The sequence below is a fragment of the Bradyrhizobium sp. USDA 4473 genome, assembly GCF_054063335.1.
The window spans coordinates 5,508,000-5,526,048 of the sequence record NZ_JBSSGE010000001.1; the positions used below are offsets into that span (position 1 = coordinate 5,508,000).

Annotated in this window: 20 protein-coding genes and 1 tRNA gene; 12 read left to right on the forward strand and 9 right to left on the reverse strand. The window is 65.0% G+C overall.

The window, feature by feature from the left end; translation table 11 throughout:
* Positions 1-45 precede the first annotated feature (45 nt).
* Positions 46-1,302, reverse strand: a complete 1,257-nt coding sequence (gene pepT / locus ACVW17_RS25985; protein ID WP_456754520.1) for a peptidase T — start codon at positions 1,300-1,302, stop codon at positions 46-48.
* A gap of 157 nt (positions 1,303-1,459) precedes the next feature.
* Positions 1,460-1,783 (reverse strand): HU family DNA-binding protein, encoded by a 324-nt coding sequence (locus ACVW17_RS25990; RefSeq protein WP_349629985.1) that lies wholly within the window; start codon positions 1,781-1,783, stop codon positions 1,460-1,462.
* A 308-nt stretch (positions 1,784-2,091) separates the two neighbouring features.
* On the opposite strand from ACVW17_RS25990, the gene ACVW17_RS25995 reads away from it, so the two are divergent.
* Positions 2,092-2,168: transfer RNA gene (locus ACVW17_RS25995), tRNA-Asp, on the forward strand.
* A 155-nt stretch (positions 2,169-2,323) separates the two neighbouring features.
* On the opposite strand, the gene ACVW17_RS26000 is transcribed toward ACVW17_RS25995, so the two are convergent.
* The 5 genes from ACVW17_RS26000 to ACVW17_RS26020 all read right to left on the reverse strand — a co-directional run bounded on the left by ACVW17_RS26000 (position 2,324) and on the right by ACVW17_RS26020 (position 5,358).
* Positions 2,324-3,625: a hypothetical protein gene (locus ACVW17_RS26000; RefSeq protein WP_456754521.1), complete on the reverse strand. Its 1,302-nt coding sequence runs from the start codon at positions 3,623-3,625 to the stop codon at positions 2,324-2,326.
* A gap of 164 nt (positions 3,626-3,789) precedes the next feature.
* Positions 3,790-3,981, reverse strand: coding sequence for a hypothetical protein (locus ACVW17_RS26005; RefSeq protein ID WP_456754522.1), 192 nt, complete (start codon positions 3,979-3,981; stop codon positions 3,790-3,792).
* A 14-nt stretch (positions 3,982-3,995) separates the two neighbouring features.
* Positions 3,996-4,196: a hypothetical protein gene (locus ACVW17_RS26010; protein ID WP_456754523.1), complete on the reverse strand. Its 201-nt coding sequence runs from the start codon at positions 4,194-4,196 to the stop codon at positions 3,996-3,998.
* 97 nt (positions 4,197-4,293) lie between these two features.
* Positions 4,294-4,938 (reverse strand): haloacid dehalogenase-like hydrolase, encoded by a 645-nt coding sequence (locus tag ACVW17_RS26015; RefSeq protein WP_456754524.1) that lies wholly within the window; start codon positions 4,936-4,938, stop codon positions 4,294-4,296.
* Positions 4,939-5,154: 216 nt separating this feature from the next.
* A complete protein-coding gene (locus ACVW17_RS26020) occupies positions 5,155-5,358 on the reverse strand; it encodes a hypothetical protein (protein ID WP_212013533.1) in 204 nt (67 codons plus the stop codon).
* A 199-nt stretch (positions 5,359-5,557) separates the two neighbouring features.
* On the opposite strand from ACVW17_RS26020, the gene ACVW17_RS26025 reads away from it, so the two are divergent.
* Together ACVW17_RS26025 and ACVW17_RS26030 are read left to right on the forward strand one after the other, a co-directional pair.
* A complete protein-coding gene (locus tag ACVW17_RS26025; protein WP_456756534.1) occupies positions 5,558-6,571 on the forward strand; it encodes a TRAP transporter substrate-binding protein in 1,014 nt (337 codons plus the stop codon).
* Between the two features lie 118 nt (positions 6,572-6,689).
* A complete protein-coding gene (locus ACVW17_RS26030) occupies positions 6,690-7,508 on the forward strand; it encodes an alpha/beta fold hydrolase (RefSeq protein ID WP_456754525.1) in 819 nt (272 codons plus the stop codon).
* Between the two features lie 54 nt (positions 7,509-7,562).
* Here the strand turns inward: ACVW17_RS26030 and ACVW17_RS26035 are convergent, their stop codons facing one another.
* Both ACVW17_RS26035 and ACVW17_RS26040 read right to left on the reverse strand, forming a co-directional pair.
* The gene (locus ACVW17_RS26035) at positions 7,563-8,855 is read right to left on the reverse strand and encodes a spinster family MFS transporter (RefSeq protein WP_456798016.1); all 1,293 of its coding nucleotides are present in this window, start codon (positions 8,853-8,855) and stop codon (positions 7,563-7,565) included.
* 52 nt (positions 8,856-8,907) lie between these two features.
* Positions 8,908-10,098, reverse strand: a complete 1,191-nt coding sequence (locus ACVW17_RS26040; RefSeq protein WP_456754526.1) for a Rieske 2Fe-2S domain-containing protein — start codon at positions 10,096-10,098, stop codon at positions 8,908-8,910.
* Positions 10,099-10,230: 132 nt separating this feature from the next.
* Here ACVW17_RS26040 and ACVW17_RS26045 point away from each other — a divergent pair, with 132 nt between their 5' ends.
* From ACVW17_RS26045 to nuoG, 9 genes are all read left to right on the forward strand, one after another.
* Complete coding sequence (locus ACVW17_RS26045; RefSeq protein ID WP_456798017.1) at positions 10,231-10,746, forward strand: MarR family winged helix-turn-helix transcriptional regulator; 516 nt, start codon at positions 10,231-10,233, stop codon at positions 10,744-10,746.
* 215 nt (positions 10,747-10,961) lie between these two features.
* Complete coding sequence (locus ACVW17_RS26050) at positions 10,962-11,327, forward strand: NADH-quinone oxidoreductase subunit A (protein ID WP_456754528.1); 366 nt, start codon at positions 10,962-10,964, stop codon at positions 11,325-11,327.
* Positions 11,318-11,917, forward strand: coding sequence for a NuoB/complex I 20 kDa subunit family protein (locus tag ACVW17_RS26055; protein WP_456754529.1), 600 nt, complete (start codon positions 11,318-11,320; stop codon positions 11,915-11,917). Before ACVW17_RS26050 ends, ACVW17_RS26055 begins: the two co-directional genes overlap by 10 nt.
* A 10-nt stretch (positions 11,918-11,927) precedes the next feature.
* Positions 11,928-12,545 (forward strand): NADH-quinone oxidoreductase subunit C, encoded by a 618-nt coding sequence (locus tag ACVW17_RS26060; protein WP_456754530.1) that lies wholly within the window; start codon positions 11,928-11,930, stop codon positions 12,543-12,545.
* The gene (locus tag ACVW17_RS26065; protein ID WP_456754531.1) at positions 12,542-13,738 is read left to right on the forward strand and encodes an NADH-quinone oxidoreductase subunit D; all 1,197 of its coding nucleotides are present in this window, start codon (positions 12,542-12,544) and stop codon (positions 13,736-13,738) included. The genes ACVW17_RS26060 and ACVW17_RS26065 overlap by 4 nt, the downstream gene beginning before the upstream one ends.
* Positions 13,739-13,781: 43 nt before the next feature.
* Entirely contained in the window at positions 13,782-14,393 is a 612-nt protein-coding gene (nuoE, locus tag ACVW17_RS26070) for an NADH-quinone oxidoreductase subunit NuoE (RefSeq protein WP_016847752.1), read from the forward strand.
* Positions 14,393-14,617 carry a hypothetical protein gene (locus ACVW17_RS26075; RefSeq protein WP_456754532.1) on the forward strand — a complete coding sequence of 75 codons (225 nt, stop codon included), beginning with the start codon at positions 14,393-14,395 and terminating at the stop codon, positions 14,615-14,617. The genes nuoE and ACVW17_RS26075 overlap by 1 nt, the downstream gene beginning before the upstream one ends.
* Before the next feature lie 19 nt (positions 14,618-14,636).
* Complete coding sequence (nuoF, locus tag ACVW17_RS26080; RefSeq protein ID WP_194454135.1) at positions 14,637-15,962, forward strand: NADH-quinone oxidoreductase subunit NuoF; 1,326 nt, start codon at positions 14,637-14,639, stop codon at positions 15,960-15,962.
* A 9-nt stretch (positions 15,963-15,971) separates the two neighbouring features.
* A complete protein-coding gene (gene nuoG / locus ACVW17_RS26085; protein WP_456754533.1) occupies positions 15,972-18,047 on the forward strand; it encodes an NADH-quinone oxidoreductase subunit NuoG in 2,076 nt (691 codons plus the stop codon).
* The last annotated feature ends 2 nt before the right edge of the window (positions 18,048-18,049 follow it).

Here is an 18,049-nt window from a genome sequence, read left to right on the forward strand (position 1 = left end):
CGCCGACCGGTTGGTTCGCAATGACGAAGAGGACTGTTCGAGATCTCAGGCCCGCTCTTCCCAGATCATCGCCAGGTGCACGATGGTCTGCACGGCCTTCTCCATGTCCTGGCGGCTGACCCATTCGAGCCGCGAGTGGAAGGCGTGCTCGCCGGCGAAGATGTTCGGGCAGGGCAATCCCATGAACGACAGCCGCGAGCCGTCGGTGCCGCCGCGGATCGAGGTCTTCACCGGCGCGAGGCCCGCGCGCTGGATCGCCTCGATCGCATAGGCGACGATCTGGGGATAGCGATCGATCACCTCCTTCATGTTGCGGTATTGCTGCTTGACCTCCATGCGGTAGGTCGAGCGCGGATACCCCTTCATGACGTCCTTCACGATCGCTTCGAGCAGCGTTTCCTTCTGCTTCAGGCCGGCCTCGGTGAAATCGCGCACGATGAAATCGATCCGCGCGGTCTCCAGCGCGCCTGAGATCGCGACCGGATGCAGAAAACCTTCCTTGCCCTCGGTGGTCTCGGGCGAGCAGGTGTCCTTCGGCAGGCGATCGACGATTGCGGCCGCGATCTTGATCGCGTGCTCCATCTTGCCCTTGGCGAAGCCCGGGTGGGTCGCGACGCCTTCGATGATGATGCTGGCGCCGTCGGCCGAGAAGGTCTCGTCCTCGATATGGCCCGCAGTCTCGCCGTCCATGGTGTAGCCGAAATCGGCGCCCAGCTTCCTGATATCGACCTTGTCGACGCCGCGGCCGATCTCCTCGTCCGGCGTGAACAGGATCTTGATGGTGCCGTGCTTCACCTGCGGGTTGGTGACCAGGAAATGCGCGGCATCCATGATCTCAGCGAGGCCGGCCTTGTTGTCGGCGCCGAGCAGGGTGGTGCCGTCGGTCGTGATGATGTCGTTGCCGATCTGGTCGGCCAGCGCTTCGTGCTCGGCGGCGCGGATCACCTGCGAGGCGTCGGCGGGCAGCATGATGTCGCCGCCGCGGTAGTTCGTCACGACCTGCGGCTTGACGTTCTTGCCGGTGCAATCCGGCGAGGTGTCCATATGCGAGCAGAAGCAGATCACCGGCACCGCCTTGTCGGTGTTGGCCGGGATCGTCGCATAGACGTAGCCGTGCGGATCAAGATGCGCGTCCGATATCCCCATCGCCTGCAATTCGGCGACCAGGAGGCGGCCGAGATTCTTTTGCTTCTCGGTGGAGGGCGTGGTGGGGGAATCCGGGTCGGACTGGGTGTCGATCACGACATAGCGCAGGAAGCGCTCGGTGACGGTGTGCTTGAAGTCGAGGGCCGGTGCCAGCATGAAGACCGCGCAAGGAGAGGGACGGGAACAAAGCGCCCGGGCGAGTTCGGTTCGCGCAGGCAGGATGCATCAGGAGACAGAGCTATAACAGAAAAGCGCCACTCCGGGGCCGCGCACGAGCCGGAATGGCGCTTGAGATCAACGGAGCGTAAAGCGCCTAGATCGCTTCCTTCAGCTCCTTGGCGGCGCGGAAGGCGACCTTCTTGCTGGCCTTGATCTGGATCTGCTCGCCGGTCGCCGGGTTGCGGCCCATGCGGGCGGCGCGCTTGCGGACCTGGAGGATGCCGAGGCCGACGATCCTGATGCGCTCGCCCTTCTTGAGGTGCTTGGTGATGCGGGTGACCATGTCGGTCAGGATCGCCTCGGCCTGCTTCTTGGACAGTTCCTGCTCTTCGGCGATGGCCGCCGCCAGGTGCTTCAGCGTGATCGTCGCCGGGGTCGCTGCTTTCTTCGCCATGTGTGGCCCTCCTCGTTGCTGAATGGCTGGATTGCTGCTTTCACGCGAATGGCGCGCCGTTCGCGTCGGGAAAATGCGTCTGGAAAAGTCCTGAAAGCCGCCAGTTCTGGGGATGGGCAGCGCCGGGCCGGCCACAGGAAACCCAGACGTATCAGGCCTTATTCGATTCGGGGCTTTGCCGACACCACCGTTCCCCCTGAAAATAGCCGACAATGCGCGTCCCACAGCGTAAAATCGGCGGCGCTGTGCAGGGATCCGGAACGTCCTTGACTAACGGGATGCGGGCCTTTATGCCCTCGGTCCTGCGCGGATCAGTCCGATGATCAGCATCCGCGGGAGTAGCTCAGTTGGTTAGAGCGCCGCCCTGTCACGGCGGAGGCCGCGGGTTCGAGTCCCGTCTCTCGCGCCATCAATTCAAGCGCAAAATCAAAACCTTAGCTTAGTTCCCTGATCGTTGCCGCTGTTGAGAAGTGTCACACGCCAGTGTGAGACGTTCGGCCGCCTGTTGTTCGGCCGCTTCGCGCTTTCTTGCCCCCGACCGCACGTCCGATCGAAACGGAACGATCAGGCGGCAAGACCGACGGCGTCGCCGGCCTGCGCTGCCTGCTCTCGACGATGCGAAGCTGCCGCCTGCTGTTCGGGCGTCAGCCACCACAGCAGGAACAGCAGCGCGATGCCGTTCGACAGCAGGCCGGTCGTGAGCGGCACGTTCATGACCGCCTGCACGGCGATGCCTGACGATACCGCGGTGAAGCGTGGCGAGAGATGCCGCGAGACCATCGATCCCACCGCCAGGATCAGACCGCAGACGAGGGCCGATGCCGGCGCGAGCGCGAGACCGACCGAGGCGATGCCTTCGGTGGCGAGGAAGGAGGCGTTGAAATTGCCGTCCCGATAGATCGCGCCGAGCGTCGGACCGAGCTCGCCATACGGGCAGGCGGTCAAGTGGCGCAGTGCGGTGATCTGACAGAACCGGGTGAGCTCATGATGGGCAAAGAAGTCGGCGTATTGATCGAGCGCGAGCGACGGGATCGCGACGAAGCGCAGATTGATGGCGCTGAACACGACATAGTTCCTGTCGGCGCCGAGAACGACGAACGCCAAGAGGCCGATGATCATCGGAATGACGAAGGCGAGCACCGTGGCCAGCCGCGGGTCGAACCGGCCGAACAGCCAGAACAGGAACGGCAGCCAGAGCGGCAACAGCAGCACGGTCTTGTTGTTGACGACCGGATAGAAGCTGAGCGCAATCAGCAGCACGCCGGCGGCCGGCAGCCACTGCCTGCGCGACGCCAAATGCGCGAACAGATAGGGCAGCACCGCGCCGATGATGATCCCGGTCAGATAGTTCAACAGCGCCGGCCGCGCCACCGCGTTCCGCGCCGCGCCGTAGGGATTGCCGAAATTGGCGCCGTAGGAGATGTCGCCGATCAGCACCGCGAACGACGATGCCAGCAGCACGATGGCGATGCGCTTGACGGCCGCATCGGACAGGTCGGGCCGCCGGAGCGGGACCGTCTGGACCATCAGGGGGACCATCGCGGCGGCCAGTGCGGCGATCATGGCCCAGCGGGCGGTCGCGTGCGGATAATCGAATGCGCTGAAGAAGCTGAGCCAGACGAAGCCGAACACGGCCGACAGCAGCGAGAAGCTCACCAGATAGCCGAAGCTGAATCGTCCGGCGACGAAGGCCGGGATGAACACGACCATGATCGCGGTGCCAAGCACCGCCTGCGCCGTGAGGTCGGATCGCCAGACGTGCATCGCCGGGAACGCGTGCCCGCAGGCGATCAGCGAGGCGACGCTGAGGACGAAGAAGCCGGCGATCGTGACACCGACAGCCAGGTCATCGCGCGTCAATGGCATCGGTCCGTCCGAATTGAAAGCTTGTGGCAGCTAGCCAGCCGGACTCGGCCGATGCAAGTTAAGCAAAGTTAAGCGACGTCTCGGTCTGTGTTGGTGTGTTTCTATCCGGCGTCCTGTCATCGCAGTGCCGTATTGAAGTCATGGACGGCCACACGTTGCCGTGATCAGGCAAAGAATGCGGCGAGGGCCTCCAGGTCGGATTGTCCCGGCGTATCGCCGCGCAAATTGGCGTCGATCACGCGGCGGCAGGCGTCGACCGTGTGGGTGTCGCCCAGTTCGTTGGCCGCCTCCAGGATCGACCAGACCGTGTCCATGGGAACGTCGCTCTGCATGGTCGCTTTCGGGTCTGACAGCATCGGCGTCGCCGGGGTTAGAATTCGAACAGGTCGCGGCCGCGCCGGGCCAGGATGTGCAGATCGGCGACCGTGCCGCGCACCGCGCTGCAACGGCGGCATTCGATGATGGTGTCGCCGGACGCGCGCGCCGGATCGGCGACCTTGATCGCCAGGCTGCCGCAATCCGTGCAGGTGATCTTGAAGCCGGTCGAAATGACTTGCTGCTGTAAATTCATTGTGGCCTGCGCCCCTGTTGAGACAGACCATACGGAACAATTTTTAAAACGGGGATCGCGGAGCGGATCGCAATCGAACGACTGCGTTAGGACGCGATTAAGATTTCGCCGCCGTCGCGCGGCCCGGCAAATGCAGCGCCGGCCTGCCGAGCCCGGCCGCATCGGTGCGCACGCGGTCCCGCGCATTGACGGTGATCACGCCGGCAGCATGCGCCCAGACCGCGAGGTCGGACACGCTGTCGCCGGCGTAGATGAAGCCCTCCGGAAAGGTCGTGCGCAGCAGATCGGCCTTGTTGGCACCCTTGAGATTGTGCGCGCCGTCGGAGGCGAGCACCTGGTCGATCCAGGGCAGACGCGATGCCAGCCGGTCCGCGAGCAAGGCGTCGGCCGCAGTCGCCAGCACGATGCGGCGGCCGGCCGCCGTCTCGCGCTCGGCCAGCGCGACAACGTCCTGGTGCAACTCGATCTCGCTCCAGTCGATGCGCTGGCGCAGCGCGAGCTGGCGCTTCAGCGCCGCGCGGCCGCGCGTCAGCCAGGCGGCGCATGACACGACGATCAGCGGATTGCGGCGCAGGACCGAGACAAAGCTGAGATAGAGCAGGTCGCCTTTGATCAGCGTGCCGTCGAGGTCGAGCACCAGCGGCAGCGACGTCGGCAGTCCGAGCAGCGTGTGCGATCCGCCAAGGCGGGAAGCATCCCGCGGCATTGCGATGATTTCGCCGGGCAGGCGAGGCTCAGTCATTCGCGGCGCTCAGCCGGGTTGCGACCTGGCGCACGTCGATCTCGCGCGCCCCGGTCTCGGTGGTCCTGCAATCGCCGTAGCCGAACTTGCCGGCAAAGGCCACTCCATCCCGACCGGAGCGAGACGCACGACACGGCCGCCGGTCGCGGCGTTGGAGCCGCAACAAAAAAGCCGCCCGAAGGCGGCCGTCTTGTTTGCGGAAGCCTGACGCAATCCTTAGCGGACGGTCGAGGTGCCCGACGAGGTGATCGCCACCGGCTTGCCGGCCTTGATGACCTGGGTGGTCTGGGCAGTCTGGGTGAAATCCGCGTTGTTGCGGGCCGAAATGCCGAAAGCTGCAATCCCGATCGCCGCAACGAGGGCAACTACCACAATCTTGAGGTGGGTCGCGCGATCGGCTGAATGGATCGAGTGGTTCATGGTCGCCTCCGGGCGTCTATGCGCCGTCTATGGCAGCTACTGGTAAGCCCCATCTGTTTCCGGATCGTTTCGTGAGTTCCCGGAAATGGTTTCGTGCCACGGGCGGATTGGTTTCACCGTGCCTTGCGTCACACAGGCGGAGGGCCGAAACTGGCTCCAGGCGCCGAACGCGCTCGGGAGAAAAACAATAATGAAAACAATGAAAATGACGCGCCGGGGCTTGCTGGGAACCGGCTCTGGCGCCGTCGCCGCCACGCTGTTTGGCAAACGAGTCCTTGCCGCTGCCGAGTTCGACTTTAAGCTCGGCGTTGACACGCCGGAAACCCATCCGCTGACAATCCGTCTCGTCGAGGCCGCAAAGGACGTTGCGGCGCAGTCGTCCGGGCGGGTCAACATCACGGTGTTTTCGAACAGCCAGCTCGGCGGCGACCCCGAGATGCTGTCCCAGGTCAGGGCCGGCGGTATCGAATTGATGGCGGCGCCGAGCCTGACGCTGTCGATCCTGGTGCCGCTGTCAGGCTTGCCGAGCATCGGGTTTGCCTTCCAGTCCTACGACCAGGTCTGGGCCGCGATGGACGGCGGCGTCGGCGATCTCGTGCGCGAGGCGATCGCCAGGTCTGGCGTCGTGCCGCTGAAGAAGGTCTGGGACAACGGCTTCCGCCAGATCACCTCGTCGTCGAGCCGGCAGCTCAACAGCGTCGACGACCTCAAGGGCTTCAAGATCCGCGTGCCGGTGACGGCATTGCTGACCTCGCTGTTCTCCGGCCTCGGCGCATTGCCGTCGAGCATCTCCTACAGCGAGCTCTACTCGGCGCTGCAGACCCACATCGTCGAAGGGCAGGAGAATCCGCTGGCGCAGGTCTCGACCGGAAAGCTCTACGAGGTGCAGAAATACTGCGCGTTGTCGAACCATTGCTGGAGCGGCTACTGGATCATCGGCAACCGCCGCGCCATGGCCGGCTTGCCGCCCGATCTGCGCGAACTCATCAACACGACGTTCGACGCGGCGGCGGTGAAGGAGCGGGCCGATCTGATCGAGATGGATCGCTCGTTGCAGGCCGAACTGACCGGGAAGGGCATGACCTTCAACAAGCCCGATCCGGTGCAGTTCAGGGCCGCGCTGGTGAAGGCCGGCTTCTACACGCAGTGGCAGAAGACCTACGGCGCGGACGCCTGGGCGGCGCTGGAGAAATACACCGGCAAGCTCACTTGAGCCCAGTCTGACATCATGCGCGTGATTACCTGACGCGTAATCGCGCGCGCGGCCTCCTTTTGCGATGGTCGGTGCATCGGCGACATGGCGCCGATCGATCCGCACAGGGAGAGACACGATGGCCAACCAACCGCTTTATGCGACCGCCAGGGACGGCACAAAACTGTTCGTGCAGGATTGGGGCTCGGGGCGGCCGGTGTTGTTCCTCGCCGCCTGGACGTTCAATTCCAGTGTCTGGGGCAACCAGATCGTCGCCTTGAATGCAAAAGGCTATCGCTGCATCGCGCCGGACCGGCGCGGCCATGGCCGTTCCGACCTGCCGACCACGGGATACGATCTCGACACGCTGACCGATGACGTCGCTGCCGTGATCGAGCAGCGCGGACTGCGCGACGTCACCATCGTCGCGCATTCGATGGGATCGATCGAGGCGGTGAACTATCTGGCGCATCACGGCGCGGACCGTATCGCGCGGCTGGTGCTGGTGGCGCCGACAACGCCGTATCTCATCCAGACCGACGACAATCCGGACGCGGTGCCGCGAGCGATGGTCGAGGCGCAGAATGCCGCGATCGCGCAGGACTTTTCGAAATGGATGGGTGAGAACGAGGCGCCGTTCTTCATGCCCGACACGCCCGAAACCACGCGGGCCTGGGTCAGGGAGATGATGCTGAGCGTGCCACTGCCGGTGGCGCTGGCCTGCCGCAAGACGATCTCCTTTGCCGATCTGCGCACTGCGGCGAGTGCCATCGATCGCCCGACGCTGATCGTGCAGGGCGACAAGGATGCCAGCGCACCGCTCGAGCTGACCGGCGCGAAGACCGCAAAGCTGATCAGGGGAAGCAAGCTCGTCGTCTATGAAGGTGCGCCGCACGCTCTGCCGCTGACGCACAGCGCGCGCCTGATGGCCGACTTGCTGGCCTTCATCGACGCTTAGAGTTTTGACGCGTTTTCTTGGCGCGAACCGGTACCCACTTCGCTCGAAAACGCTTTAGCTCGCGCGCGCGATATCCGCACGGATCCAGCGCGCGGCCCAGACGAACAGCAGCGCGCCGAGCGTCGTCGTCACCGCCGCCGACAGCAGCGAGTAGCGCACCGCGTCGACGCCGTAGCTGCCCTTCAGGGCGTCGTTGATCATGCCGACGGCGAGGGGACCGACGCCCTGGCCGAAGCAAGTGGCGGTGAGCAACACGAGCGCCGAGGCCAGCGCCCGCATGCTCGGCTTTGCCACCGTCTGGGCAATCGCGAAGATCGGGCCGAGATGGAAGCCGACCATGAACGACGTCAGCGCCAGGGTTGCGACCATCAGCGTGAAGCTTTGCGTCAGCATGCATAGCGCGAAGACGGGGCCGGCGAGGCCGGACATGATCGCCGGCGCCCACAGCTTCCAGCGGTCGTCGCGCCGGCCGATTTCGGCCACCACGAGGCCGCCGATCAAAGTGCCCGCCATGCCGGCGAGACCCTTGAAGGTGCCCGCATAGCTGCCGATCTCGGCGCTGCTGAGATGATGGATGCGTGCCAGGAACGGCGGGATCCACACCGCGGTGGCGTAATTGGTGTAGGTCGTGAGACAGAAGCCGACCAGCACGATGACGAAGCTCGGCTGCGATGCCAGGAAACCCAAGGTCGGCCCGATCGGCTCGGCCTTGAAGGTTTCGGCCATTGCGCCGCGCTTTGGCTCGGAGATGGTCAGCCACAGCACCGCGGCGAGCGCGATACCGGGCAGGCCCGCGGTGAAGAACGCCATCCGCCAGCCATAATGCTGATTGACGTAGCCGCCGATGAAATAGCCGAGGAAGACGCCGAGATAGGTGCCGATGGCGTAGATGCCGAGCGCGCGCGGACGCTCGTTCTTGTCGAACAGATCGGCGATCATCGATTGCGAGGCCGGCGTGCCGGCGGACTCCCCGATGCCGACGCCGACCCGTGCCAGTGCCAGCGCCGTGACGTTGGAGGCCATGCCGCAGAGATAGGTCATGGCGCTCCAGAACGCGAAGGCGAGAGCGACGATATTGCGGCGGTTGAGGCGATCGGCCATCCGCGCAATGGGAATGCCGAGCAGCGAATAGAACAGCACGAAGCCGAACCCGGCCAGCAGGCCCATCGTGGTGTCGCTGAGCGCAAACTCCTTCTTGATCGGCTCGATCAGCACGTTGAAGATCGTGCGGTCGAGGAAGTTGAGGGCGTAGATGATGGTGAGCAGCGCAAGGGCGTAGTAGCGGCGCGCGGAAGGCGCGGCCGCGGCTTGCGTTGGCACAGCCGCCTGCGGTGCGACGTCGACCATGACTTGCTCCCCTCGATTGTCTTGTTGTTCTTGTTTGCTTGGGCGCGAGCCTTCAGGCCTCGCGGATGTAGTTTCCCGCTTCGAACTGCACCGGCCCGGCATCGGCGTCGAACGACACGCCGATCGGGTCGCGGCCGGCGGCGACCGCCTCGAGCTGGTCGGAGAGCATCCGGCGGATCATCAGGATGCCGCGGTCGCTCTGGCCGAAATGCTCTTCGGAATGAACGGTCACGGGGCCCTGGCCGACCTGCGCCTCGTAGTCGCCGGGGAATTGCTGGTGCTCGCGCTCGGTCATGTCCCACCAGAACTTGCCGTTGAACTTCGAACGCATGCGGCCGATATCGCCGGAGTTCTTGACCCGGCCGGCGACATAGATGCGGAACGAGGTGTCGTCGATCGGCAAGGTCCAGCCGATCGACTCGACGCGGGCGAATTGCGCGACCCGCGGATTGGGGACGACGCGGAGCGTCGGGAGGGCGGCCTCGCTGACGCGATAGAATATCCTGCCGTCGTCCTGTTTGCGGATCGAGCGCACCGCGACGCCGCGCGGCGACATCTCGAACTTCACCTCGGGGATCGAGGCCATCATGTTGGTGAACTGCGGCCCCGAGAACGAGCCGTGCAGCACCGGCACGTGGTAGGGGTCGACCACGTTCTCGAAATGCTGCAGCCAGTTGCAGGGGATCACGGCCGGGCCGCCACCGCCGATCGAGGAATCGTCGGCCTCGACGAATTCGCCGTCGTCCATGGTCTCCAGGCACTCGTAGCGCGGCAGCACAGGCTTCTTATCGGCCGGGCCCATATAGGCGAAGATCAGGCCGTAGCGCTCCCGCACCGGATACCAGGGCTGGCGCACCTTGTCCTTGAACAGGCCGCCGTCGGGCTCGCAGGGCTGTTCGAGGCAGTGGCCCTCGGTGTCGAACTTCCAGCCGTGATAGCAGCAGCGGATGCCGTCTTCCTCGACCTTGCCGTAATAGAGTGTGGTGCCGCGATGGCAGCAGCGCGCGTGCAGCAGGCCGACCCGGCCGTGCTTGTCGCGAAACAGGATCAGGTCCTCACCGAGCGCGCGGACTTTTCTGGGGATATCGGTCGCGTCGCCGGCGAGGCCGATCGGGTGCCAGTAGCGGCGCAACAGCTCGCCCATCGGCGTGCCGCGCACCACCGAGGTGAGCTCGGTCCGGGTGCTGGACGGCTTCATCGCATAGGCCGTGCCGAGGTCGTGATCCCGCTGGGTGACGGTCATTTATGTCTCCTCCCGCCGCGGGTCTGACGCCTGCGGCCGCTTCATCGTTGATGAAGTCAACGATATATCGATGACATTGTCAACGATCTCGTTTAGCTTGGCAGTGGCGGGCTTTGTTGGCAGAGGTTGGCGATGACCGAGAAGCTCAGGACTGAGAAGGCGTTGCCGCCGGAGGCGATCATCGACGCGGAGCTCGCGCCGGTCACCGCGATGATGTCGTCACGGCTGATGGTGCTGGCGAATCTGCTGAGGCGCGGCGCGATGCTGCGCTACAAGCGGCTGACCGGCCTGTCCTCGGTCGAGTTCGGCCTGGTGGTCTCGCTCGGGCGGCGCCCGCCGATGAGCGTGGTGCGGCTGGCCGAGGCCGTCGGCATGGACAAGGGGCAGATCAGTCGGGCGCTCGCCGAACTCGTGGCGCGCAAGCTGGTGTCCAAGGCGGCCAACCCGAGCGACAACCGGGAGACCCTGATCTCCCTGACCAAGGCTGGCCTCGCCGCCCATGACGCCATCGTGGCCGGCGCGCAGGAGCGAAACCGGCGCCTGCTGGAACAGCTTGATCCACAGGAACTTGCACTGCTGCTCGGACACATCGACCGGCTGACTGCCACGGCCGCCGAGATGCTCGCTGCCGAACGGGAGCTGGGCTGATATGGCGAGGTTGCAGGGCACGGGATCGCCGCCGCGGCGTTGCCCGAAGAGGCAAGCGCATCCGCCCGATGAGGCCGAGAGCCCGCGGGAACGACGGTAAAAGCGTCAAAATTGCTTGTCTTGCGCCCCCTGTTGCGCTGCGCTAAAGCCTGCAAGAACAATTCCAATCAACGAATCTGCGGGACGTCCGAAACCGCAGCAAGAAGGCCTCGCCGATGACCGGCATCCTGCAGAATTACCTTCCACTTGTGGTCTTTATCGGAGTTGCCAGCCTGATCGGTCTGGCGCTCCTGATCGCGCCGTTCCTGGTCGCGTTCCAATCGCCGGACCCGGAAAAGCTGTCCGCCTATGAATGCGGATTCAACGCTTTTGACGATGCCCGCATGAAGTTCGACGTCCGCTTCTATCTGGTGGCGATCCTCTTCATCATCTTCGATCTCGAGGTGGCGTTCCTGTTTCCCTGGGCCGTGGCGTTCGGAAAGCTCGGCGTCACTGGCTTCTGGTCGATGATGGTGTTCCTGGCCGTACTGACGGTCGGGTTTGCATATGAATGGAAGAAAGGTGCGCTCGAATGGGATTGAGCCCCACCGCGCTACAGCCGGCGATCGCCAAGCCTGCAATCGCCACCGCCCCGAAGGGCATTCTCGATCCGTCGACCGGCAAGCCGGTCGGCGCCAATGATCCGTTTTTCCTCGAGGTCAATCACGAGCTGTCCGACAAGGGCTTCTTCGTCGCGGCCGCCGATGACCTGATCACCTGGGCGCGCACCGGCTCCCTGATGTGGATGACCTTTGGTCTCGCCTGCTGCGCGGTCGAGATGATGCAGGTCTCGATGCCGCGTTACGACGTCGAGCGCTTCGGCTTTGCACCGCGTGCCTCGCCGCGGCAGTCCGACGTGATGATCGTCGCGGGCACGCTGACCAACAAGATGGCGCCCGCGCTGCGCAAGGTCTACGACCAGATGCCGGAGCCGCGCTACGTCATCTCGATGGGCTCCTGCGCCAATGGTGGCGGCTACTACCATTATTCCTACTCGGTGGTGCGTGGCTGCGACCGCATCGTGCCGATCGACATCTACGTGCCGGGCTGCCCGCCCACGGCGGAAGCGCTGCTTTACGGCGTGCTGCTGCTGCAGAAGAAGATCCGCCGTATCGGCACCATCGAACGCTAAGGTTTCAGGCATGGACGACGGCAAGCTCGACGCCCTTGGGCAGACGATCGTGAGCGCGCTTCCGGGCGCCGCCACGGCGCACTCGGTTGCGTTCAATCAACTGACTATCGACGTCGAGATTGGCAGAATCGTGGACGTCGTGACGTTTCTGCGCGACGATCCCGGCTGCCGTTTCGTCAACATCACCGACGTCACCGCGGTCGACCATCCGAGCCGCGAGAGGCGTTTCGACGTCGTCTACCATCTGCTGTCGCCGACGCTGAACACCCGCATCCGGCTGCGCGGCCAGGCCGACGAGACCACGCAGGTGCCGTCGATCATCGGCGTCTTCCCGGGCGCCGACTGGTTCGAGCGCGAGACCTACGACCTCTACGGCGTGATCTTCACCGGCCATCCGGACATGCGCCGCCTGCTGACGGATTACGGCTTCGACGGCCATCCGCTGCGCAAGGATTTCCCGCTCACCGGCTTCGTCGAGGTTCGCTACGACGACCAGGAGAAGCGGGTGCTGTACGAGCCGGTCCGGCTCAACCAGGAATTCCGCAAGTTCGATTTCCTTTCGCCCTGGGAAGGCGCGGACTATCCGCTTCCCGGTGACGAGAAGGCCAAGGCGGAGCCGAAGCCATGAACGAGCAACCGCAAAATCTTCGCAACTTCACCATCAATTTCGGTCCGCAGCATCCGGCGGCGCACGGCGTGTTGCGCCTCGTGTTGGAGCTCGACGGCGAAGTCGTTGAACGCGTCGATCCGCATATCGGCCTGCTGCACCGCGGCACCGAGAAGCTGATCGAGCACAAGACCTATCTGCAGGCGATTCCGTATTTCGACCGGCTCGACTATGTCGCGCCGATGAACCAGGAGCATGCGTTCTGCCTCGCGGCGGAGAAGCTGCTCGGCATCACCGTGCCGCGCCGCGGCCAGTTGATCCGCGTGCTGTATTGCGAGATCGGCCGCATCCTGTCGCATCTGCTCAACGTCACCACGCAGGCGATGGACGTCGGCGCGCTGACCCCGCCGCTGTGGGGTTTTGAAGAGCGCGAAAAGCTGATGGTGTTCTACGAGCGCGCCTCGGGCTCGCGCATGCACGCGGCGTTCTTCCGCGTCGGCGGCGTGCACCAGGACCTGCCGCCGAAGCTGATCGACGATATCGAGGCGTGGTGCGATCCGTTCCTCAAAGTCGTCGACGACCTCGACCGGCTGCTCACCGGCAACCGCATCTTCAAGCAGCGTAACGTCGATATCGGCGTGGTGCCGCTGAAGGAAGCCTGGGAGTGGGGCTTCTCCGGCGTGATGGTGCGCGGCTCGGGCGCGGCCTGGGATCTGCGCAAGTCGCAGCCCTATGAGTGCTACGCCGAAATGGATTTCGACATTCCGATCGGCAAGAACGGCGACTGCTACGACCGCTATCTGATCCGCATGGAAGAGATGCGCCAGTCGGTGCGTATCATGAAGCAATGCGTGCAGAAGCTGAAGGCGCCGGACGGGCAGGGCCCGGTCGTGGTCGAGGACAACAAGATCGCGCCGCCGCGCCGTGGCGAGATGAAGCGCTCGATGGAAGCGCTGATCCATCACTTCAAGCTCTACACCGAAGGCGTCCACGTGCCGGCTGGCGAGGTCTACGCTGCGGTCGAGGCGCCGAAGGGCGAGTTCGGCGTCTATCTCGTCGCCGACGGCAGCAACAAGCCCTACAAGTGCAAGATCCGCGCGCCGGGCTTCGCCCATCTGCAGGCGATGGATCACATCTGCAAGGGCCATCTCTTGGCCGACGTTTCCGCCATCCTGGGCTCGCTGGACATCGTGTTCGGCGAGGTCGACCGGTGACGATGTCCGTATCCGCACCGCGCGCTAATTGAGAGTTTGATCGATGTCCGTCCGGCGCCTTGCCCCGAAGGAATTGCAGCCCGCGAGCTTCACGTTCACGGACGAGAATCTGGCCTGGGCCAAGAAGCAGATCGAGAAATATCCGCCGGGCCGCCAGGCCTCGGCCGCGATCGCGATCCTGTGGCGCGTGCAGGAGCAGCATGACGGCTGGGTCTCGGAAGCGGCGATCCGCGCCGTCGCCGACCTGCTCGAGATGCCGCATATCCGCATGCTGGAGATCGCGACCTTCTACACCATGTTCCAGCTCTCGCCGGTCGGCAAGAAGGCGCATGTCCAGGTGTGCGGCACCACGCCGTGCCGGCTGCGCGGCGCGGCCGACCTGATCGAGGTCTGCCAGCATCGCATCCATCACGATCCGTTCCAGCTGTCGAAGGACGGCAACTTCTCCTGGGAAGAGGTCGAGTGCCTCGGTGCCTGCGTGAACGCGCCGATGGTCTTGATCTGGAAGGACACCTATGAGGACCTGACCAAGGAAAGCTTCGGCAAGGTGCTCGACGGCTTTGCCGCCGGCAATCCGCCGAAGCCGGGCCCGCAGATCGACCGTCAGTTCTCGGCGCCCGCAGGCGGGCCGACGACGCTGAAGGAAACCACCTGATGCGGGGCTTTCAGGTGCGGGCGAACGGGCAGGAAGACGGGGCAGGGAGGGGCGCAGCGATGCAGGCCTGGCGCACGATCGCGCTGCATACCGCCGTCGCGGCCGGCTTCATGTTCCTGCTGCAACGTTACGGCCTGAGCGCCACGCTGGAATCCAGCCTGTTGTGGGCCATCGTGTTCGGCGGCTGCGCCGCCGGGCTCGCTTACTCCCAAGCCAATCGGTGATGTTCGGAAAGTTTTTGTTATGCTCGACGACAAGGACCGCATCTTCAAGAACCTCTACGGCCTGCATGATTGGGGCCTCGAGGGCGCGCGCCGCCGAGGCGCCTGGGACGGCACCAAGGGGATCATCGACAAGGGCCGCGACTGGATCATCAACGAGATGAAGGCATCGGGTCTGCGCGGCCGTGGCGGCGCGGGCTTCCCGACCGGCATGAAGTGGTCGTTCATGCCGAAGGAATCCAAGGACGGCCGTCCGAGCTATCTCGTCGTCAACGCCGACGAGTCCGAGCCCGGCACCTGCAAGGACCGCGAGATCATGCGGCACGATCCGCATCTTTTGGTCGAGGGCTGCCTGCTCGCGAGCTTCGCGATGGGCGCGCATGCCTGCTACGTCTACATCCGTGGCGAGTTCATCCGCGAGCGCGAGCGCCTGCAAGCCGCGATCGACCAGGCCTATGACGCCAAGCTGGTCGGCAAGGACAACATCAACGGCTGGCCGTTCGACATCTACGTCGCGCACGGCGCCGGCGCCTATATCTGCGGCGAGGAAACCGCGCTGCTCGAGAGCCTCGAGGGCAAGAAGGGCCAGCCGCGGCTCAAGCCGCCGTTCCCGGCCAATGTCGGCCTCTATGGCTGCCCGACCACCGTCAACAACGTTGAATCGATCGCGGTCGCGCCCGATATCCTGCGCCGCGGCGCCGCCTGGTTCGCCGGCATCGGCCGGCCGAACAATGTCGGCACCAAACTGTTCTGCATCTCCGGCCACGTCGAGCGGCCCTGCAACGTCGAAGAGGCGATGGGGATTCCGTTCCGCGAGCTGATCGAGAAGCACTGCGGCGGCATCCGCGGCGGCTGGGACAATCTGAAGGCCGTGATCCCCGGCGGCTCGTCGGTGCGCATGGTGCCGGCCGAGCAGATCATCGACACGCCGATGGATTTCGACTCGCTGAGCAAGCTGCGCTCGGGCCTCGGCACCGCGGCGGTCATCGTGATGGACAAGTCGACCGATTTGATCCGGGCGATCGCGCGCATCTCGTATTTCTACAAGCACGAGAGCTGCGGCCAGTGCACGCCGTGCCGTGAGGGCACCGGGTGGATGTGGCGCGTCTTGACCCGCATGGCCGAGGGCCGTGCCCACAAGCGCGAGATCGACATGCTGCTCGAGGTCACCAAGCAGGTCGAGGGCCATACCATCTGCGCGCTCGGCGACGCAGCCGCGTGGCCGATCCAGGGGCTGATTGCGCATTTCCGTCACGAGATCGAAGAGCGCATCGATCAATATTCGCACAAGGCCGATCTCGACGATCAGGGCGTTCGTGATCCCGTCCACATGGTCGCGGCGGAGTAGAGAAGACACATGAGCAAGATCATCGTCGATGGCAAAGAGATCGATGTGCCGGCCGAGTACACGCTGCTGCAGGCGTGCGAGGCGGCCGGCGCCGAGATTCCGCGGTTCTGCTATCACGAGCGGCTGTCGATCGCCGGCAATTGCCGGATGTGCCTGGTCGAGGTGAAGGGCGGCCCGAAGCCCGTCGCCAGCTGCGCCTGGGCCGTGCGCGACTGCCGTCCGGGCCCGAAGGGCGAGCCGCCGGAGATCTCGACCCGTTCGCCGATGGTCAGGAAGGCGCGCGAAGGCGTCATGGAGTTCCTGCTGATCAACCATCCGCTGGACTGCCCAATCTGCGACCAGGGCGGCGAGTGCGACCTGCAGGACCAGGCGATGGGTTACGGCGTCGACACCAGCCGTTTCGCCGAGAACAAGCGCGCGGTCGAGGACAAGTATCTCGGCGCGTTGGTCAAGACCTCGATGAACCGCTGCATCCAGTGCACGCGCTGCGTCCGCTTCTCCGCCGAAGTCTGCGGCGCGCCGGAAATGGGCGCGACCGGGCGCGGCGAGGACATGGAGATCACCACCTATCTCGAGCACGCGTTGAGCTCGGAGCTGCAGGGCAATCTCGTCGACATCTGCCCGGTCGGCGCGCTGACCTCGAAGCCCTATGCGTTCGCGGCGCGGCCCTGGGAGCTCGGCAAGACGCAGTCGGTCGACGTCATGGACGGCGTCGGCTCCGCGATCCGCGTCGACACCCGCGGCCGCGAGGTGATGCGCATCCTGCCGCGCATCAACGAGGCGGTTAACGAGGAGTGGATCTCCGACAAGACCCGCCACGTCGTCGATGGTCTGCGCACGCAGCGCCTCGACCGTCCCTACGTGCGCGAGAATGGCCAGCTCAAGCCTGCGACCTGGCAGGAAGCCTTCGCCGCTATTGCGGCCAAGGTCGGCCGCAGCGACGGCAAGCGGATCGGCGCGATCGCCGGCGATCTCGCCGCGGTCGATGAAATGTACGCGCTGAAGCAGCTGCTCGCCGGGTTCGGCTCGGTCAATCTGGCGGTGCAGGGCGGCGACGCCTTCGACGCCAAGGCGGGCCGCGGCTCCTACATCTTCAACCCGACCATTGCCGGCATCGAGCAGGCCGACGCGATCCTGATCATCGGCTCGCATCCGCGCAAGGAAGCGGCCGTGCTGAACGCGCGGATTCGCAAGCGCTGGCGAGCCGGCGGGCTCAAGGTTGGCATGATCGGCGCCAAGGCCGACTTCACCTATGATATCGACTATCTCGGTGCGGGCACCGATACCCTGGCCGATCTCGTCGCAGGCAAGCATTCCTTCGCCGACGTGCTGAAGAACGCGCAGCACCCGATCATCCTGGTCGGCCCCGGCGCCTACACCAGGCATGACGGCGCCGCGGTGCTGGCGCAGGCGGCCAAGCTCGCCGTCGATGTCGGCGCGCTCAAGGACGGCTGGAACGGCTTTGCCGTGTTGCAGGATACCGCCTCGCGCGCCGGTGCGCTCGATATCGGCTTCTCACCTGCGACCGGCGGCCTGACCGCCGCGCAGATGACGACCTTCGGCACGCTCGACGTGCTGTTTCTGCTCGGCGCCGACGAGATCAAGGCGCCGGACGGCACCTTCGTGGTCTATATCGGCACCCATGGCGACCAGGGCGCGCATCGCGCCGACGTGATCCTGCCGGGCGCGGCCTATACCGAGAAGTCCGGCATCTACGTCAACACCGAGGGCCGGGCGCAGATCGCCAACCGCGCCGCGTTCCCGCCGGGCGAAGCCCGCGAGGACTGGGCGATCATCCGCGCGCTGTCCGACGTGCTCGGCAAGAAGCTGCCGTTCGACTCGTTGCAGGCGCTGCGCCAGTCCATGTTCAAGACCTATCCGCACCTGATGCGGCTCGACCAGATCGAGGCCGGCAACGCTGACGACGTCAGGGCGCAGGCCGGCAAGGGCGGCAGCGTCGACAAGGCGGCATTCAAGCCGACCGTCGAGGATTTCTATCTGACCAACCCGATCGCGCGGGCCTCTGCCGTGATGGCGGAATGCTCGCGGCTGGCGTCGGGCAAAATGCTGACGGCAGCGGAGTGAGC

What these genes read in the sequence shown, in the direction of transcription:
- ACVW17_RS26065 (WP_456754531.1), top strand. Translation starts at nt 12,542, where the DNA reads ATGAACGAGCAACCGCAAAATCTTCGCAACTTCACCATCAATTTCGGT.
- ACVW17_RS26060 (WP_456754530.1), top strand. Translation starts at nt 11,928, where the DNA reads ATGGACGACGGCAAGCTCGACGCCCTTGGGCAGACGATCGTGAGCGCG.
- ACVW17_RS26005 (WP_456754522.1), bottom strand. Translation starts at nt 3,981, where the DNA reads ATGCTGTCAGACCCGAAAGCGACCATGCAGAGCGACGTTCCCATGGAC.
- ACVW17_RS26045 (WP_456798017.1), top strand. Translation starts at nt 10,231, where the DNA reads ATGACCGAGAAGCTCAGGACTGAGAAGGCGTTGCCGCCGGAGGCGATC.
- ACVW17_RS26035 (WP_456798016.1), bottom strand. Translation starts at nt 8,855, where the DNA reads ATGGTCGACGTCGCACCGCAGGCGGCTGTGCCAACGCAAGCCGCGGCC.
- ACVW17_RS26055 (WP_456754529.1), top strand. Translation starts at nt 11,318, where the DNA reads ATGGGATTGAGCCCCACCGCGCTACAGCCGGCGATCGCCAAGCCTGCA.
- ACVW17_RS26040 (WP_456754526.1), bottom strand. Translation starts at nt 10,098, where the DNA reads ATGACCGTCACCCAGCGGGATCACGACCTCGGCACGGCCTATGCGATG.
- ACVW17_RS26010 (WP_456754523.1), bottom strand. Translation starts at nt 4,196, where the DNA reads ATGAATTTACAGCAGCAAGTCATTTCGACCGGCTTCAAGATCACCTGC.
- ACVW17_RS26015 (WP_456754524.1), bottom strand. Translation starts at nt 4,938, where the DNA reads ATGACTGAGCCTCGCCTGCCCGGCGAAATCATCGCAATGCCGCGGGAT.
- ACVW17_RS26050 (WP_456754528.1), top strand. Translation starts at nt 10,962, where the DNA reads ATGACCGGCATCCTGCAGAATTACCTTCCACTTGTGGTCTTTATCGGA.
- pepT (WP_456754520.1), bottom strand. Translation starts at nt 1,302, where the DNA reads ATGCTGGCACCGGCCCTCGACTTCAAGCACACCGTCACCGAGCGCTTC.
- ACVW17_RS26075 (WP_456754532.1), top strand. Translation starts at nt 14,393, where the DNA reads ATGCGGGGCTTTCAGGTGCGGGCGAACGGGCAGGAAGACGGGGCAGGG.
- ACVW17_RS26000 (WP_456754521.1), bottom strand. Translation starts at nt 3,625, where the DNA reads ATGCCATTGACGCGCGATGACCTGGCTGTCGGTGTCACGATCGCCGGC.
- nuoG (WP_456754533.1), top strand. Translation starts at nt 15,972, where the DNA reads ATGAGCAAGATCATCGTCGATGGCAAAGAGATCGATGTGCCGGCCGAG.
- nuoF (WP_194454135.1), top strand. Translation starts at nt 14,637, where the DNA reads ATGCTCGACGACAAGGACCGCATCTTCAAGAACCTCTACGGCCTGCAT.
- ACVW17_RS26025 (WP_456756534.1), top strand. Translation starts at nt 5,558, where the DNA reads ATGAAAATGACGCGCCGGGGCTTGCTGGGAACCGGCTCTGGCGCCGTC.
- ACVW17_RS26030 (WP_456754525.1), top strand. Translation starts at nt 6,690, where the DNA reads ATGGCCAACCAACCGCTTTATGCGACCGCCAGGGACGGCACAAAACTG.
- ACVW17_RS26020 (WP_212013533.1), bottom strand. Translation starts at nt 5,358, where the DNA reads ATGAACCACTCGATCCATTCAGCCGATCGCGCGACCCACCTCAAGATT.
- nuoE (WP_016847752.1), top strand. Translation starts at nt 13,782, where the DNA reads ATGTCCGTCCGGCGCCTTGCCCCGAAGGAATTGCAGCCCGCGAGCTTC.